Raw genomic sequence first — 16,886 nt, forward strand, 5'->3', positions numbered from 1 at the left:
AATTAATCAGGAAATTAAAATGCGTAATTCACTTAAAGCCGTTTTATTTGGTGCCTTCTCTGTCATGTTTTCTGCCGGTCTTCATGCTGAAACACATCAGCATGGCGATATGAATACTGCCAGTGATGCTTCGGTACAGCAAGTTATCAAGGGCACCGGTGTCGTTAAAGACATTGATATGAATACTAAGAAAATCACCATTTCGCATGAAGCAATTCCAGCGGTGGGCTGGCCTGCAATGACCATGCGCTTTACTTTTGTTAATGCAGACGATGCTATTAATGCCCTGAAAACAGGCAACCATGTCGATTTCTCGTTTATTCAGCAGGGCAATATCTCCTTACTCAAAAGCATTAACGTGACGCAGTCCTGATTGGCTGTCCGGAGCGATTACATCCTGTGCGCCTGTACATTCACATAGGTATATGTGTGAGTTAACCGTCAGGCGCATATGCCAGGTGTTTTGATTTTTTAGCGGAAAATTGTATGGCTTCTTTAAAGATAAAATATGCTGCAATAATTATCAGCAGCCTCATAGCAGGGGGGCTGATATCGGTTACTGCCTGGCAGTATGTAAACTCAGCACAAAAGACAGAAAAAACAGAACAAAAGGCACCGGAACGAAAGGTGCTTTTCTGGTATGACCCAATGAAACCGGATACCAAATTTGATAAACCCGGAAAATCGCCCTTTATGGATATGGACCTGGTGCCAAAATATGCTGATGACAGTGGCGATAAAAGCAGTGGCGGGATCCGTATCGACCCAACCCAGGTTCAGAATCTGGGATTAAAAACGCAAAAAGTCACGCGAGGAATGCTGAATTATTCTCAGACAATCCCGGCTAATGTCAGCTATAACGAGTATCAGTTTGTTATTGTGCAGGCGCGTTCTGACGGGTTTGTCGAAAAAGTCTACCCCATGACGATTGGCGATCATGTGAAGAAGGGGACGCCACTTATCGATATTACCATTCCGGACTGGGTGGAAGCACAGAGTGAATTCCTTCTGTTATCCAGCACCGGTGGTACTTCCACGCAAATTAAAGGCGTTCTGGAACGGCTTCGCCTGGCAGGTATGCCGGAAGAGGATATTCAGAGACTGCGTTCTACCCGGAGCATTCAGACCCGTTTTACCATTAAAGCACCTATTGATGGTGTCATTACTGCATTTGACCTGCGCACCGGCATGAATATTTCGAAAGATAAGGTGGTGGCTCAGATTCAGGGAATGGACCCGGTCTGGATCAGCGCTGCAGTGCCAGAATCTATCGCCTATCTGCTGAAAGATACGTCGCAGTTTGAAATTTCGGTACCGGCTTATCCGGATAAAACATTCCATGTCGAAAAATGGAATATTCTTCCCAGCGTGGATCAGACAACCCGTACGCTTCAGGTCCGTCTCCAGGTTTCTAATAAGGATGAGTTTCTCAAGCCGGGCATGAATGCCTATCTGAAACTGAATACCAGAAGCCAGGAGATGCTGCTGATACCAAGCCAGGCCGTTATCGATACCGGCAAAGAACAGCGCGTGATTACTGTTGATGATGAAGGCAAGTTTGTGCCGAAACAGATCCACGTTCTGCATGAGTCACAGCAACAGTCCGGCATCGGCTCCGGCCTGAATGAAGGCGATACCGTGGTGGTCAGTGGCCTGTTCCTCATTGACTCTGAAGCCAATATTACGGGCGCACTGGAACGTATGCGCCACCCTGAAAAAACAGAAAGCAGTATGCCAGCAATGTCTGACCAGCCTGTAAATATGCATTCAGGGCACTGAGGAGACGACGATGATTGAATGGATTATCCGGCGCTCTGTCGCCAACCGTTTCCTGGTCATGATGGGGGCCCTGTTTCTCAGCATCTGGGGCACATGGACGATTATTAACACGCCTGTCGATGCCTTGCCTGACCTGTCAGATGTGCAGGTCATTATCAAAACCAGCTATCCCGGCCAGGCCCCGCAGATTGTAGAAAACCAGGTCACCTATCCACTTACCACCACCATGCTGTCCGTGCCTGGCGCAAAAACCGTGCGTGGTTTTTCACAGTTCGGTGATTCGTATGTGTATGTCATTTTTGAAGACGGCACCGATCTGTACTGGGCCCGTTCCCGCGTGCTGGAGTACCTGAACCAGGTACAGGGAAAACTGCCCGCCGGTGTGAGTTCTGAAATCGGTCCGGACGCCACGGGGGTGGGCTGGATATTTGAATATGCCCTTGTCGATCGCAGCGGAAAACACGACCTTTCAGAACTGCGTTCTCTGCAGGACTGGTTCCTGAAATTTGAGCTGAAAACCATCCCGAACGTGGCTGAGGTCGCTTCGGTTGGCGGCGTGGTGAAACAGTACCAGATTCAGGTCAATCCGGTAAAATTGTCTCAGTATGGTATCAGCCTGCCCGAAGTGAAACAGGCCCTTGAATCGTCTAACCAGGAGGCCGGTGGCTCATCCGTTGAAATGGCCGAAGCTGAGTATATGGTCCGTGCCAGCGGTTATCTTCAGAGCATTGATGATTTTAATAACATCGTCCTGAAAACAGGCGAGAACGGCGTGCCGGTTTATCTGCGGGATGTTGCCCGCGTGCAGACCGGGCCTGAAATGCGGCGTGGTATTGCCGAGCTGAACGGCCAGGGCGAAGTCGCTGGCGGCGTGGTGATCCTGCGGTCGGGTAAAAATGCACGCGACGTTATCACGGCAGTGAGGGATAAACTTGAGACGCTGAAGGCCAGCCTGCCGGAAGGCGTTGAAATCGTGACCACCTACGATCGCAGCCAGCTCATCGACCGGGCGATTGATAACCTCAGTTCCAAACTTCTGGAAGAGTTTATCGTGGTGGCCATCGTCTGTGCCCTGTTCCTGTGGCACGTACGTTCTGCCCTGGTGGCGATTATCTCTCTGCCGCTTGGTCTGTGTATCGCCTTTATCGTCATGCACTTCCAGGGACTGAACGCCAATATCATGTCGCTGGGAGGGATAGCGATTGCCGTCGGTGCGATGGTGGATGCCGCCATTGTGATGATTGAGAATGCGCATAAGCGGCTTGAGGAGTGGGATCATCAGCATCCGGGTGAGCAGATTGACAACGCCACCCGCTGGAAGGTGATTACCGATGCCTCCGTTGAAGTGGGACCCGCACTGTTTATCAGCCTGCTGATCATCACCCTGTCCTTTATTCCTATCTTTACCCTGGAAGGTCAGGAAGGACGTCTGTTTGGCCCGCTGGCATTCACGAAAACGTACTCCATGGCGGGCGCGGCCGCGCTGGCCATCATCGTCATTCCGATTCTGATGGGATTCTGGATCCGGGGGAAAATTCCTGCAGAGACCAGTAACCCCCTGAACCGGGTACTGATCAAAGCGTATCATCCATTGCTGTTGCGGGTTCTCCACTGGCCAAAAACAACCCTGCTGGTTGCGGCCTTGTCCATTTTCACCGTTATCTGGCCGCTGAGCCAGGTGGGCGGTGAGTTTCTGCCGAAGATTAACGAGGGCGACCTGTTGTATATGCCGTCGACCCTGCCGGGTGTCTCTCCGGCTGAAGCTGCAGCGCTCCTGCAGACGACGGACAAGTTAATCAAAAGCGTTCCTGAAGTGGCCTCTGTATTTGGCAAGACCGGTAAAGCAGAGACCGCCACGGATTCCGCACCGCTCGAAATGGTTGAAACCACGATCCAGCTCAAACCTGAGGATCAGTGGCGTCCAGGCATGACGATTGACAAGATTATTGAAGAACTCGACAGGACCGTCCGTTTACCGGGGCTGGCAAACCTCTGGGTGCCGCCAATCCGTAACCGTATTGATATGCTCTCAACCGGGATCAAAAGCCCGATAGGTATCAAGGTGTCCGGAACGGTTCTGTCCGATATCGATGCAACGGCGCAGAGTATCGAAGCGGTCGCCAAAACCGTACCCGGCGTAGTGTCTGCTCTCGCAGAGCGACTGGAAGGCGGGCGCTACATTGATGTGGATATCAACCGGGAAAAAGCCTCCCGCTACGGAATGACGGTGGGCGATGTGCAGCTGTTCATCTCATCAGCCATCGGCGGCGCGACGGTAGGGGAAACGGTTGAAGGCGTGGCCCGGTACCCGATTAATATCCGCTATCCGCAGGATTACCGGAACAGCCCGCAGGCCCTGAAACAGATGCCGATCCTGACCCCGATGAAGCAGCAGATCACGCTGGGCGATGTTGCGGATATTAAGGTCGTTTCCGGGCCGACTATGCTGAAAACGGAAAATGCCCGTCCAGCCAGCTGGATTTACATTGACGCGCGCGGCAGGGATATGGTGTCGGTGGTTAATGACATTAAAACGGCGATCAGTCAGAAAGTGAAACTGAGACCGGGTACCAGCGTGTCATTCTCCGGACAGTTTGAACTGCTTGAGCATGCCAACAAGAAACTGAAGCTGATGGTGCCGATGACGGTGATGATCATCTTCATCCTGTTGTATCTGGCATTCCGCCGGGTTGATGAAGCCCTGCTGATCCTGATGAGCCTGCCGTTCGCCCTGGTTGGCGGGATATGGTTCCTGTACTGGCAGGGCTTCCATATGTCTGTCGCAACCGGAACGGGGTTTATCGCTCTGGCCGGGGTGGCAGCAGAGTTTGGCGTGGTCATGCTGATGTATCTGCGTCATGCCATTGAAGCGCACCCGGAATTGTCCCGTAAAGAGACGTTCACACCGGAAGGCCTTGATGAAGCCCTCTATCATGGTGCCGTACTGCGTGTCCGGCCGAAAGCCATGACCGTGGCGGTGATCATTGCGGGTCTGCTGCCAATACTCTGGGGAACCGGTGCAGGTTCAGAAGTCATGAGCCGTATCGCGGCACCCATGATTGGTGGGATGATCACGGCTCCGCTGCTGTCCCTGTTCATTATTCCTGCCGCCTACAAATTAATCTGGCTGCGCAGACATAAAAAAAGCGTGTCCTGAACCTGAAAGGGCACCCCCTGTGGGTGTCCTTCTTTACTGATTCACCCTGACGTCAGGGTTTAAATCGATAATATACAGAGGTGAGTATGAAAAAAGTGGTTCTGATGGCGCTGGCTCTCGGCCTTTCACTGCCCGCGATGGCGAGTGAAAAAGTGATTGATATGTACAAATCTGAAAACTGTGGCTGTTGTTCCCTGTGGGGCAAGGCGATGGAAAAAGACGGGTTTGAAGTACGAACTCACGTCATGAATGATCAGGCGCTGTCAGCCCTGAAAGAAAAGCATGCTATTCCTGCAGGACTGCGAAGTTGTCATTCCGCGGTTGCCGGTAATTTGATCATTGAAGGCCATGTGCCTGCGACAACGATACATAAGGCAATGCAGTCTGGTTCAGGTATATACGGTCTCGCCACCCCCGGTATGCCAGCAGGAAGTCCTGGAATGGAGATGGGAGCCCGAAAAGAGGCTTACGATGTTATCGCATTCTCACCGGATGGAAGTAAAAAAGTCTTCCAGCGAATCGAATAGTCAGCGGAACGGCTGATAACGGGACGCCGGTAGCAGGCACTCCTGTGCCGGCGATATTCGTGGTAATCGCATCCATGACATACCCTGAAGACAGAAGATGCTTCGGTATGCATAAGGAGAGTTACTGTGAAAAATGACAATGCAGTGCAACACAACAACCAGACTGCTTCTGAGCAGACATTATCCCCGGACGAGGGCCACGTATTGCATAAGGTGAGAGATCCCGTGTGCGGGATGGCCATCCTGCCCGACAGGGCGCACAGCAGCATTCGATACCAGGACCATCAACTTTATTTCTGCTCCGCCAGCTGTGAGAGTAAATTTAAAGCCCATCCCGATCGTTATCTTACCGAAGATGCCAGTGAACATTCCCATCACCATCACCACGATCATCACGAAGTCAGCCCTGATCAGATAAAACAGCCTCACCACCAGGCGGAAAAAGAGAATTCTGAAGGTGTGTGGACATGTCCGATGCACCCGGAGATACGCCGCAGTGGTCCCGGAAGCTGTCCTGTCTGTGGAATGGCACTGGAGCCGCTCGTAGCTACGGCATCCACGGGGCCGAGTGATGAACTTCACGACATGACAAGACGCTTCTGGCTGGGGTTGTTGCTGGCGTTTCCGGTTCTGGTACTCGAAATGGGATCTCATCTGTTTCCCGAGTTGAGGAATACAGTACCGCCACAGTACAACACATGGCTGCAGCTGCTTCTGGCCTCCCCTGTCGTGTTGTGGTGTGGCTGGCCATTCTTCGCCCGGGCCGGAATGTCGTTACGTAACCGCTCCCTGAATATGTTTACCCTTGTTGCAATGGGGACCGGCGTAGCCTGGGTTTACAGCGTCATTGCAACCGTCTTCCCCTCCTGGTTTCCTGCATCGTTCAGAAACATGGATGGCCTGGTGGCCGTTTATTTTGAAGCCGCAGCAGTTATTACGGTGCTTGTTCTGCTGGGACAGGTTCTTGAGCTGCGGGCACGGGAACAAACCTCAGGCGCCATTACTGCGCTTCTGAACCTTGCCCCCAAAACCGCCAGACGGCTGGATCATGACGGTCATGAAACGGATATTAATGCGGAAGATGTCCTGCCTGGCGATAAGCTCCGCATCAGACCTGGAGAGAGTATTCCGGTCGACGGTATCGTGATCGAAGGCAAAACAACCGTTGATGAATCGATGGTGACCGGGGAATCTATGCCGGTTACCAAAACGGAGGGTGACCCTGTCATCGGGGGGACCATTAATCAGACAGGGAGTCTCATCATCCGTGCAGAGAAAGTCGGTGATGAAACAATGCTCTCACGAATTGTTCAGATGGTCGCTGATGCACAGCGTTCGCGTGCCCCCATCCAGAGAATGGCTGACAGCGTTTCAGGCTGGTTTGTTCCTCTGGTGATACTTATCGCGGTTGTTGCTTTCGTGATCTGGTCTGTCTGGGGGCCCGAGCCCAGGATGGCGCACGGTCTCATTGCGGCTGTGTCGGTCCTGATTATTGCCTGTCCCTGCGCGCTGGGGCTGGCCACGCCGATGTCGATAATGGTGGGGGTGGGCAAAGGAGCCCAGGCCGGGGTGTTAATCAGGAATGCCGAAGCCCTTGAGCGTCTTGAAAAAGTGGACACGCTGGTTGTCGACAAAACAGGCACGCTCACGGAAGGTTCGCCTACGGTGACAGGGATTATCAGTCTCAATCCGGGTGGGGAAACATCTCTTTTGCGTGTAACAGCCGCAGTGGAAAAAGGCTCGCAGCATCCGCTGGGTATGGCAGTAGTTAAAGCAGCACAGGAAAAGGGGATCGCAATACCCGCAGTCACTCATTTCGATGCACCGTCGGGTAAAGGTGTCTCAGGCGATGTCGAAGGTCAACGGGTTGTTATTGGTAATGAACTGGCTATGCAGGAAAACAGTATAGTTATTGATAATCAAAAGGCCGTTGCGGATACGTTGCGGATGGAAGGCGCTACCGTTATCTATGTGGCCACAGACGGGGACCTTGCAGGCCTGATAGCTATCTCGGATCCCGTGAAAACAACCACGCCGGATGCGCTTAAAGCTTTGCGTCAGGCGGGGATCCGCATCGTTATGCTCACCGGGGATAACCAGCTTACTGCTGAAGCAGTCGCACGGAAACTGGGAATAGATGAGGTTGAAGCCGGAATTCTGCCGGATGGCAAAAAAGCAGTGATAACCCGACTGAAAGAGTCTGGCCATGTGGTTGCGATGGCCGGAGACGGTGTGAATGATGCCCCGGCGCTGGCAGCGGCTGACGTGGGTATAGCCATGGGAACGGGTACAGATGTGGCAATTGAAAGTGCCGGAGTCACCCTTCTCAAAGGCGACTTGATGATACTGAACAGGGCCCGTCATCTGTCAGAGATCACCATGAAAAATATCCGTCAGAATCTGTTTTTTGCATTTATCTACAACGCACTTGGCGTGCCTGTGGCTGCAGGTCTGCTTTATCCTGTGTATGGAATACTGCTGTCGCCAGTTATTGCGGCGGCGGCCATGGCTCTTTCCTCCGTCAGCGTCATTGTGAATGCGTTGCGTCTGAAAAGTGTCAGGCTCGGGAAATAACACTGAGTGAAGGGTCAGTTACGAACAGAAGGAGTCCAGTATGAAAAGTACCACCTATGCGCTTATTGCTGTCGCCGCGATCGCGGCATTTGCCCTCCTGCGCGAACACTGGTCACATGTGGCAGGTTACTGGCCATATCTGTTATTGCTGGTCTGCCCGCTAATGCATCTTTTCCACGGCCACGGAGGGCATGGAGATCATCAACATCACGGAAGTGAAAACGATAAAAAAAATTAATCCGGCAGACGGGGCCGCGTCGCGGTCCCGTTATCAGTCCAGGTATCGTTCGTAGTCTCTGGCATGCGCAAAGGCATGCTGTTCGAGTTTGTTATCAGCGGGTGCCGCTGCCCGGAACGCCAGAGAGTTAACAGGGTTGTTATTGATGACCAGCTCGTAATGCAGATGAGGACCGGATGAACGTCCGCTGTTACCGGATAACGCAATAGCACCTCCCCGTGTAACCCTGGCCCCTTTAGTAACGAGTATTTTATTGAGGTGGAGATAGCGAGTTTTAACACCGGCTTTTCCCGTTACTTCAACAAAATATCCCATGGTACTGTTGTATTCGGCCCGTGTGATTTTTCCGTCGATGACGCTGACTATTTTCGTGTTCATGGGCATGGAATAATCAATGCCATTATGGGGACTCACTTTTCCCGATACCGGGTTAAGTCTTGCAGGATTGAAAGGCGAACTGAGTCTTGCTGTGGCCGGTAACGGATAATCGAGACTGCCTTTCCCGGAAGTATCGGAAAGGTTATAGAACTTTTTATCTGATATACGATACGCCGTGTAATTAAATGAACCGGACGTAAATTTATAGGCCACGACACGTGATTTTCCCGCTTTCTTTTGCAGTACGAGTTTTAATGATTCATTTTTTTTCAAATGCCGCAGATTAAACCGGGAAGGCAAGGAGCGCTGAAGAGTAGCGATCTCGTTCGATTCCAGCCCCGAGCGGGTGGCTGAAAGGTAGGCATTTTCTTTTACGACATCGGTAGAATACATTTACTGGAATTCGCCGTTAGCATGAACACTGCGGCGTATGCTAGGGGTTTTCAGGAGGCGTGTCATCTGTCAGTTAATCGGGAGCACCGTTGATGGTCGTCATTTTTGTAACATATCTTGTTTCCCGTTTGCTCCTGAAGCTCTGGGAACTGTATGACCAGCCCGACGGTGATGATTAACGGGACTGAAACAGGTTACGGCAGAGCAATATGGGGCTCATGTCCTGCTACGTAACCCGTCAGTAAAGCCCTGCTGCGCACCTGACGCTAAGCACTAACCCGCCTGCAGTTACCTGGTCGAATACAGCCCGCGAAGCTTTCTTGCCTGCGTCTGATGTGCTTCCGCACCGGCATTATTGACCTGCTCATGCACGAGAGCGGCTTTTTCTCCGGCATTCAGTTCGTTAAAAGAAGAAGACGAGGTCTTTGAATTTGCATCACTGCCGGACAGCATTTTTTTATGTTCCTCAATCATTTTCTGATGCGCATAGGACGCGCTGTTGTTCATAAATGAATGAGCAACAATGGCCCTTTCATGTTCATTCATTTCAGAGAATGAGGGCGTGTTGTTTTTATTAACCCTGTCCGGTAAGTTTTCATGCGTCGAGGAATTCACATGACTGACGGCTGAGGCATTATTAACAAATCGATGTGCTTCATGGGCAATATCACTGGACTGAGCAAAAGCTGCCCCACAAAATAAAGCTGTAAACGCAGTGGTCGTGATTAATATATTCATGTGTAATTACCTTCTGAGGTACATAAAAGATGTCCTTATGATCATATATAAAAATAATCAACCTGTGGGGAAGATGACGTAAATGTAATACAGCTATGTACATTACACGATTGTAATGAATTTGTTTCTTAAGGTGTGCTAGATTCATTTCATTGTAAGTGGATGAACCAGTAATTTAATTTAAATCGGTTCTCGAATTCTGTCAGTAACCATACTTTAAATAAGGGAATGCGCATGCTGTTGAAAACGTCTCGACGAACTTTCCTGAAGGGGTTAACCCTCTCTGGCGTAGCCGGAAGTCTTGGCGTATGGAGTTTCAATGCGCGTTCCAGTCTGAGCCTGCCAGTTGCCGCATCCCTGCAGGGTACTCAGTTTGACCTGACCATTGGTGAAACGGCCGTCAATATCACGGGCAGTGAGCGTCAGGCCAAAACAATCAATGGAGGCCTGCCGGGGCCCGTTCTTCGCTGGAAAGAAGGTGACACCATTACCCTGAAGGTCAAAAACCGTCTTAATGAACAGACGTCCATTCACTGGCACGGCATTATTCTTCCGGCCAATATGGATGGTGTTCCGGGGCTGAGTTTTATGGGCATAGAGCCTGATGATACCTACGTTTACACCTTTAAGGTTAAGCAGAACGGGACTTACTGGTACCACAGCCATTCCGGTCTGCAGGAACAGGAGGGGGTATACGGTGCCATTATCATCGATGCCGGGGAGCCAGAACCGTTTACTTACGATCGTGAGCATGTGGTCATGTTGTCTGACTGGACCGATGAAAATCCTCACAGCCTGCTGAAAAAATTAAAAAAACAGTCGGATTACTACAATTTCAATAAACCAACCGTTGGCTCTTTTTTCCGCGACGTGAATACCAGGGGGCTGTCAGCCACCATTGCCGATCGGAAAATGTGGGCTGAAATGAAAATGAATCCGACTGACCTCGCGGATGTCAGTGGCTACACCTACACCTATCTCATGAACGGGCAGGCCCCGCTGAAAAACTGGACCGGACTGTTCCGTCCCGGTGAAAAGATACGCTTACGGTTTATCAACGGCTCGGCAATGACCTATTTCGATATCCGTATCCCCGGGCTGAAAATGACGGTCGTGGCTGCAGATGGCCAGTATGTAAACCCGGTTACCGTTGACGAATTCAGGATTGCCGTTGCCGAAACCTATGATGTCATTGTGGAGCCTCAGGGTGAGGCCTATACCATCTTCGCACAATCCATGGACAGGACCGGTTACGCTCGAGGGACACTGGCCACGAGAGAGGGGTTAAGTGCTGCCGTTCCCCCCCTCGATCCCCGTCCTCTGTTGACCATGGAAGATATGGGTATGGGGGGAATGGGACATGATATGGCAGGAATGGACCACAGCCAGATGGGAGGCATGGATAACAGCGGAGAGATGATGTCTATGGACGGTGCTGACCTTCCGGATAGCGGGACATCCTCCGCGCCCATGGATCACAGCAGCATGGCCGGTATGGATCATTCCCGGATGGCCGGAATGCCGGGTATGCAAAGTCATCCTGCGTCAGAAACGGATAACCCACTGGTTGATATGCAGGCGATGAGCGTCTCTCCGAAGTTAAATGATCCGGGTATTGGTCTTCGAAATAACGGAAGAAAGGTTCTCACGTACGCGGATTTGAAAAGCCGCTTTGAGGATCCTGACGGACGTGAACCTGGCCGTACCATAGAACTGCATTTAACCGGCCACATGGAAAAGTTTGCCTGGTCATTTAACGGAATCAAGTTTTCAGATGCCGCACCGGTGCTGCTGAAATACGGTGAGCGGCTCAGGATCACGCTGATCAACGATACCATGATGACTCACCCCATTCACCTGCATGGTATGTGGAGCGATCTGGAAGATGAAAACGGTAATTTCATGGTTCGTAAACACACAATAGATGTTCCCCCTGGTACAAAACGCAGTTACAGAGTGACAGCAGATGCGCTTGGCCGCTGGGCGTATCACTGCCATTTGCTCTATCACATGGAAATGGGAATGTTTCGTGAAGTCCGGGTGGAGGAATGATGCGAATGAAGAGAAATTTGAAGGCCATACCTGTTCTGGTCGCCGGTTTGTTTACCTCACAGCTTTCTATTGCGGCGGGCTCCGTCTCTGCAGATCCCCACGCCGGGCACGACATGTCTGCCATGCAGATGCCAGCAGATGAGAATTTCACTGAGATGACGTCAATGGAGCCCATTGTAACTGAGAGCAGAACGCCAATTCCGCCTGTTACCGATGCCGACCGGAAGGCTGCATTCGGCAATTTACAGGGGCATGCGATTCACGACAGTGCGATTAATTATCTGGTTCTGCTGGATCAACTGGAATGGCAACGGTCGGATAACACCAACAATTTCAGCTGGAGTGTTAACAGCTGGATTGGAGGCGACACAGATCGGATTTGGCTAAAGAGTGAAGGTGAACGAAGCAATGGGGAAACGGAGGCGGCTGAAGCGCAGTTACTCTGGGGACATGCGGTTGGCCCATGGTGGGATTTGGTTGCGGGTGTCAGGCAGGATTTCAGACCTGCTTCTGCCCGGACCTGGGCTGCTGTCGGTTTTCAGGGGCTGGCACTCTATAATTTTGAGTCTGAAATTACGGGTTTTGTCAGTAATGGCGGAAAAGCAGCCCTTCGTCTGGGAGGAGAATACGACGTTTTACTGACTAACCGGCTCATACTCCAGCCATCCTATGAGGTGAATTTCTACAGTCAGGATGATGAATCGCGGGGTCGCGGCAGGGGACTGACTGACACAGAGCTGGGGCTCCGGCTGCGCTATGAAATACGCCGTGAGTTTGCACCCTATATAGGCGTTTCCTGGAATCAACTTTACGGGAAAACATCCGATATGGCGAAAAGAGAAGGTGAGAAAGACCATCAGGTAGTATTCCTGGCGGGAGCCAGAATCTGGTTTTAACGCACTGATATAAAACACTCAACTAAACAGGTAAATAAAATGTCGATTTTAAATAAAGCCATTCTTACAGGTGGCCTCGTTATGGGCGTTGCTTTCTCTGCTATGGCCCATCCGGAATTAAAAAGCTCTGTGCCACAGGCTGATTCAGCCGTAGCGGCCCCGGAAAAGATTCAGCTTAATTTCTCGGAAAATCTGACCGTGAAATTCTCAGGTGCAAAATTAACGATGACGGGTATGAAAGGCATGTCATCACATTCTCCGATGCCGGTCGCGGCAAAAGTGGCGCCAGGCGCTGACCCTAAATCGATGGTCATTATTCCGCGAGAGCCTTTACCCGCTGGCACTTATCGTGTTGACTGGCGCGCGGTTTCTTCAGATACGCACCCTATTACCGGTAATTACACCTTTACAGTGAAGTAATATTATGAACGACCTGATTATGATTGTTATTCGTTTTCTTCTTTATCTGGATTTGATGGTAATATTTGGATTGCCATTTTTTCAGATATATGGAATAAGCGGTGTCAGACATGAAACCTATAACCTGACTAATTTCAGGTCGTTTATAACTTTTGCTGTTGTTACAGGCATCATTCTTACTGGCATTAATATGCTCCTGGTATCTAATGCCATGAGTGGAGTAACTGACCTCAGAGAATTATCCATCCATGTTATCGAGATGGTGATAGAAGAAACTGATGTGGGTATTAGCTGGATTGTCAGGCTCTGTGCCCTGTTTACCACACTCGGTGCTTTGTTCCTTTACACTAATAAGAGAGTATTGTCCTGCCTGCTGATGACGATGAGTGGGGGCGTGGCGCTGGCTACACTTGCCTGGGGAGGACACGCCGTTATGCATGACGGTCTGCATTACTATCTCCATTTACTGAGCGATCTGACCCATCTCGGCGCTGCAGGTGCCTGGACAGGTGCTCTGGTTGCATTTGCTATCCTGCTGATGCGCAGAAACGAGCATAATGCACAGAGCGTCATTGTGATATCTGACTCCCTGGCAAAATTTGCCACGGCAGGAACGGTGATTGTTGTCGCCCTGATCCTGAGTGCGCTGGTCAACTATCTGTATATTGCTGAGGGTAACTTAACTCCCTTATTCAACAGTTCCTGGGGGAGGATATTGCTTGCCAAGACGGCTCTGTTTGTTCTGATGCTTCTTCTGGCTGCAGCAAACCGGTTTCACCTGGGTCCCCGGCTTGAAGTTATGGTCAGGGAAGGGAATTATGATCGCAGCGTTGCCCTGATGCGAAACAGCATCCTGACAGAATTCGTTGTTGCGATTATCATTCTGGGCGCCGTAGCGTGGCTCGGAATGCTTGCTCCGTCTCAGGTCAGCTAGGGGACAGCCAAAGCTTATGCGTGAGATTTTTACTTTCATATCAGCGAGTTGACCATGCAGCGTATTTTAATCGTTGAAGACGAACAAAAAACAGGTCGTTACCTGCAGCAGGGACTGGTTGAGGAAGGCTATCAGGCCGATCTCTTTAATAATGGCCGCGATGGTCTCGGGGCCGCGTCGAAGGGACAGTATGATTTGATAATACTGGACGTGATGCTGCCTTTCCTCGACGGGTGGCAAATCATCAGCGCACTGAGGGAGTCCGGGCACGAAGAACCGGTCCTGTTTTTAACCGCAAAGGACAACGTGCGGGACAAAGTGAAAGGACTGGAGCTTGGCGCAGATGACTACCTGATTAAGCCCTTTGATTTTACGGAGCTGGTTGCACGTGTAAGAACCCTACTGCGCCGGGCACGCTCGCAGGCCGCAACAGTCTGCACCATCGCCGATATGACCGTTGATATGGTGCGCCGGACCGTGATCCGTTCGGGGAAGAAGATCCATCTCACCGGTAAAGAATACGTTCTGCTTGAGTTGCTGCTGCAACGCACCGGAGAAGTGTTACCCAGGAGTCTTATCTCGTCCCTGGTCTGGAACATGAATTTTGACAGTGATACGAATGTGATTGATGTCGCCGTGAGACGTCTGAGAAGTAAAATTGATGATGACTTTGAGCCAAAACTGATCCATACCGTTCGCGGTGCCGGATATGTCCTGGAGATCAGAGAAGAGTGAGGTTCAAAATTTCCCTGACCACACGCCTGAGCCTGATTTTTTCTGCGGTGATGCTTACGGTATGGTGGTTATCAAGTTTTATCCTGATTAGCACCCTTAATGGCTATTTCGATAATCAGGACCGCGATTTTCTGACAGGTAAACTTCAGCTCACCGAAGAGTTTCTTAAAACAGAGACGTTCAGGAACAAAACGGATATTAAGTCATTATCAGAAAAAATAAACGATGCGATGGTGGGGCACAATGGCTTATTCATTTCTATAAAAAACATGGAAAATGAAAAAATTGTTGAACTCTATGCCAAAAATTCTGTTGTTCCAGCGGTCCTGCTTAATAAGTCGGGTGATATTCTCGACTATATGATCCAGACGGAAGAAAATAACACCGTGTACCGCAGTATCTCGCGGCGGGTTGCCGTGACGCCGGAACAGGGTAAAAGCAAACATGTCATCATTACGGTTGCCACGGATACTGGGTATCACACCCTGTTTATGGACAAACTCAGTACCTGGCTGTTCTGGTTCAATATCGGTCTGGTCTTTATTTCTGTTTTTCTGGGCTGGCTGACCACACGTATTGGTCTGAAACCGCTACGGGAAATGACCAGTCTGGCTTCCTCCATGACCGTACACAGCCTGGATCAGCGTCTAAATCCCGATCTGGCTCCGCCGGAAATCTCTGAGACCATGCAGGAGTTCAATAATATGTTTGATCGCCTGGAGGGGGCATTCCGGAAACTGTCAGATTTCTCGTCTGACATCGCGCATGAGCTGCGCACACCAGTCAGTAATCTGATGATGCAGACGCAGTTTGCACTGGCTAAGGAAAGGGATGTTTCGCATTACCGCGAAATTTTATTCGCTAACCTGGAAGAACTGAAAAGGTTGTCACGAATGACCAGTGACATGCTTTTTCTGGCACGTTCAGAGCATGGTCTGCTGCGGCTGGATAAACATGATGTGGATCTGGCAGCCGAACTGAATGAATTACGTGAGTTGTTCGAGCCCCTGGCAGACGAAACAGGAAAGACAATCACGGTTGAAGGAGAGGGCGTTGTTGCCGGAGACAGCGATATGCTCCGACGTGCTTTCAGTAACCTGCTTTCCAATGCAATCAAGTATTCTCCCGATAACACCTGTACAGCGATACACCTTGAGCGTGACAGTGACTGTGTGAACGTGATGATTACGAATACGATGTCCGGCCAGGTTCCCGCTAATCTGGAACGTTTGTTTGACCGGTTCTATCGCGCAGACTCATCAAGGTTCTACAACACGGAAGGCGCGGGGCTGGGATTATCAATTACAAGGTCGATCATTCATGCTCACGGCGGCGAGCTGTCAGCAGAACAGCAGGGGCGTGAAATTGTGTTCAAAGTGCGCCTGTTAATGGATTAATCCCGTTGTTCAGGAGAAACCTGGAAGGTGACAAAATTGTCATCATTCAGTCACGCGATAAACAGAGGCGGTTTTTTATAATTATTCATAAATCAGGAGCAGCGTGATAACACAATCACCTGGTTCCTGGAGTGATGATTAACCCGCCCTGAGATCAACTGCTTTCTCTGTTATAAGCCATTGATTGTTTGGGTATGTAAACACCGGAGACCCAACCATGAAAAAGATTCTCGTATCATTTGTTGCCATTATGGCTGCCGCTTCATCTGCCATGGCTGCAGAGACAATGAACATGCATGACCAGGTAAATAATGCACAGGCACCTGCCCACCAGATGCAGTCATCTGCTGAAAAAAGTGCAATTCAGGGAGACAGCATGACAATGATGGATATGAGCAGTCACGATCAGGCCGCAATGTCCCATGACATGATGCAAAACAGCAATTCTGCTGCCCACCAGGACATGGCTGAAATGCATAAAAAAATGATGAAAGCTAAACCCGGAGCTACCAACGAAACAGCAAAGTCATTTTCTGAAATGAGCGAGCATGAGAAGGCCGCAGCTGTACATGAGAAGGCGAATAATGGTCAGTCTTCCGTTGTTCACCAGCAGCAGGCTGATAAGCATCGCAGTCAGATCACCCAGAATTAACCCGCAGCTCCACTTG

At 50.5% G+C, this 16,886-nt stretch carries 15 protein-coding genes; 13 read left to right on the plus strand and 2 right to left on the minus strand.

Going from position 1 to position 16,886, the window contains the following annotated elements; translation table 11 throughout:
• Positions 1-19 precede the first annotated feature (19 nt).
• From cusF to HMPREF3143_RS03250, 6 genes are all read left to right on the plus strand, one after another.
• Positions 20-373 carry a cation efflux system protein CusF gene (gene cusF / locus HMPREF3143_RS03225; RefSeq protein WP_001246155.1) on the plus strand — a complete coding sequence of 118 codons (354 nt, stop codon included), beginning with the start codon at positions 20-22 and terminating at the stop codon, positions 371-373.
• A 113-nt stretch (positions 374-486) separates the two neighbouring features.
• Positions 487-1,779 carry a Cu(+)/Ag(+) efflux RND transporter periplasmic adaptor subunit SilB gene (silB, locus tag HMPREF3143_RS03230; RefSeq protein WP_000157620.1) on the plus strand — a complete coding sequence of 431 codons (1,293 nt, stop codon included), beginning with the start codon at positions 487-489 and terminating at the stop codon, positions 1,777-1,779.
• Between the two features lie 10 nt (positions 1,780-1,789).
• Positions 1,790-4,936 (plus strand): Cu(+)/Ag(+) efflux RND transporter permease subunit SilA, encoded by a 3,147-nt coding sequence (gene silA / locus HMPREF3143_RS03235; RefSeq protein WP_000574029.1) that lies wholly within the window; start codon positions 1,790-1,792, stop codon positions 4,934-4,936.
• A gap of 86 nt (positions 4,937-5,022) precedes the next feature.
• On the plus strand, positions 5,023-5,463 hold the full coding sequence (locus HMPREF3143_RS03240; RefSeq protein WP_000758225.1) for a DUF411 domain-containing protein: 441 nt from the start codon (positions 5,023-5,025) through the stop codon (positions 5,461-5,463).
• 126 nt (positions 5,464-5,589) lie between these two features.
• Positions 5,590-8,037: an Ag(+)-translocating P-type ATPase SilP gene (silP, locus tag HMPREF3143_RS03245; protein ID WP_001353604.1), complete on the plus strand. Its 2,448-nt coding sequence runs from the start codon at positions 5,590-5,592 to the stop codon at positions 8,035-8,037.
• Between the two features lie 40 nt (positions 8,038-8,077).
• Positions 8,078-8,275, plus strand: a complete 198-nt coding sequence (locus tag HMPREF3143_RS03250) for a DUF2933 domain-containing protein (protein ID WP_000843494.1) — start codon at positions 8,078-8,080, stop codon at positions 8,273-8,275.
• Between the two features lie 33 nt (positions 8,276-8,308).
• On the opposite strand, the gene HMPREF3143_RS03255 is transcribed toward HMPREF3143_RS03250, so the two are convergent.
• Together HMPREF3143_RS03255 and HMPREF3143_RS03260 are read right to left on the minus strand one after the other, a co-directional pair.
• Positions 8,309-9,046, minus strand: coding sequence for a peptidoglycan DD-metalloendopeptidase family protein (locus HMPREF3143_RS03255; RefSeq protein WP_000287501.1), 738 nt, complete (start codon positions 9,044-9,046; stop codon positions 8,309-8,311).
• A gap of 288 nt (positions 9,047-9,334) precedes the next feature.
• Positions 9,335-9,784, minus strand: a complete 450-nt coding sequence (locus tag HMPREF3143_RS03260) for a copper resistance protein (RefSeq protein ID WP_001023257.1) — start codon at positions 9,782-9,784, stop codon at positions 9,335-9,337.
• 234 nt (positions 9,785-10,018) lie between these two features.
• Between HMPREF3143_RS03260 and pcoA the strand changes: the two genes are divergently transcribed.
• From pcoA to pcoE, 7 genes are all read left to right on the plus strand, one after another.
• Entirely contained in the window at positions 10,019-11,836 is a 1,818-nt protein-coding gene (gene pcoA / locus HMPREF3143_RS03265; protein WP_000925240.1) for a multicopper oxidase PcoA, read from the plus strand.
• A gap of 5 nt (positions 11,837-11,841) precedes the next feature.
• On the plus strand, positions 11,842-12,732 hold the full coding sequence (pcoB, locus tag HMPREF3143_RS03270) for a copper resistance outer membrane transporter PcoB (RefSeq protein ID WP_001378118.1): 891 nt from the start codon (positions 11,842-11,844) through the stop codon (positions 12,730-12,732).
• Positions 12,733-12,771: 39 nt separating this feature from the next.
• Entirely contained in the window at positions 12,772-13,152 is a 381-nt protein-coding gene (gene pcoC, locus HMPREF3143_RS03275) for a copper resistance system metallochaperone PcoC (protein WP_000025662.1), read from the plus strand.
• Between the two features lie 55 nt (positions 13,153-13,207).
• The gene (pcoD, locus tag HMPREF3143_RS03280) at positions 13,208-14,086 is read left to right on the plus strand and encodes a copper resistance inner membrane protein PcoD (protein ID WP_229692861.1); all 879 of its coding nucleotides are present in this window, start codon (positions 13,208-13,210) and stop codon (positions 14,084-14,086) included.
• A gap of 54 nt (positions 14,087-14,140) precedes the next feature.
• A complete protein-coding gene (gene pcoR / locus HMPREF3143_RS03285; protein ID WP_001188930.1) occupies positions 14,141-14,821 on the plus strand; it encodes a copper response regulator transcription factor PcoR in 681 nt (226 codons plus the stop codon).
• Complete coding sequence (pcoS, locus tag HMPREF3143_RS03290; RefSeq protein ID WP_001211180.1) at positions 14,818-16,218, plus strand: copper resistance membrane spanning protein PcoS; 1,401 nt, start codon at positions 14,818-14,820, stop codon at positions 16,216-16,218. Before pcoR ends, pcoS begins: the two co-directional genes overlap by 4 nt.
• 217 nt (positions 16,219-16,435) lie before the next feature.
• A complete protein-coding gene (gene pcoE / locus HMPREF3143_RS03295) occupies positions 16,436-16,870 on the plus strand; it encodes a copper resistance system metallochaperone PcoE (RefSeq protein ID WP_000723069.1) in 435 nt (144 codons plus the stop codon).
• Positions 16,871-16,886: the final 16 nt, after the last annotated feature.

The sequence above is a fragment of the Enterobacter sp. HMSC16D10 genome, assembly GCF_001807145.1.
Lineage (GTDB): Bacteria > Pseudomonadota > Gammaproteobacteria > Enterobacterales > Enterobacteriaceae > Enterobacter > Enterobacter roggenkampii.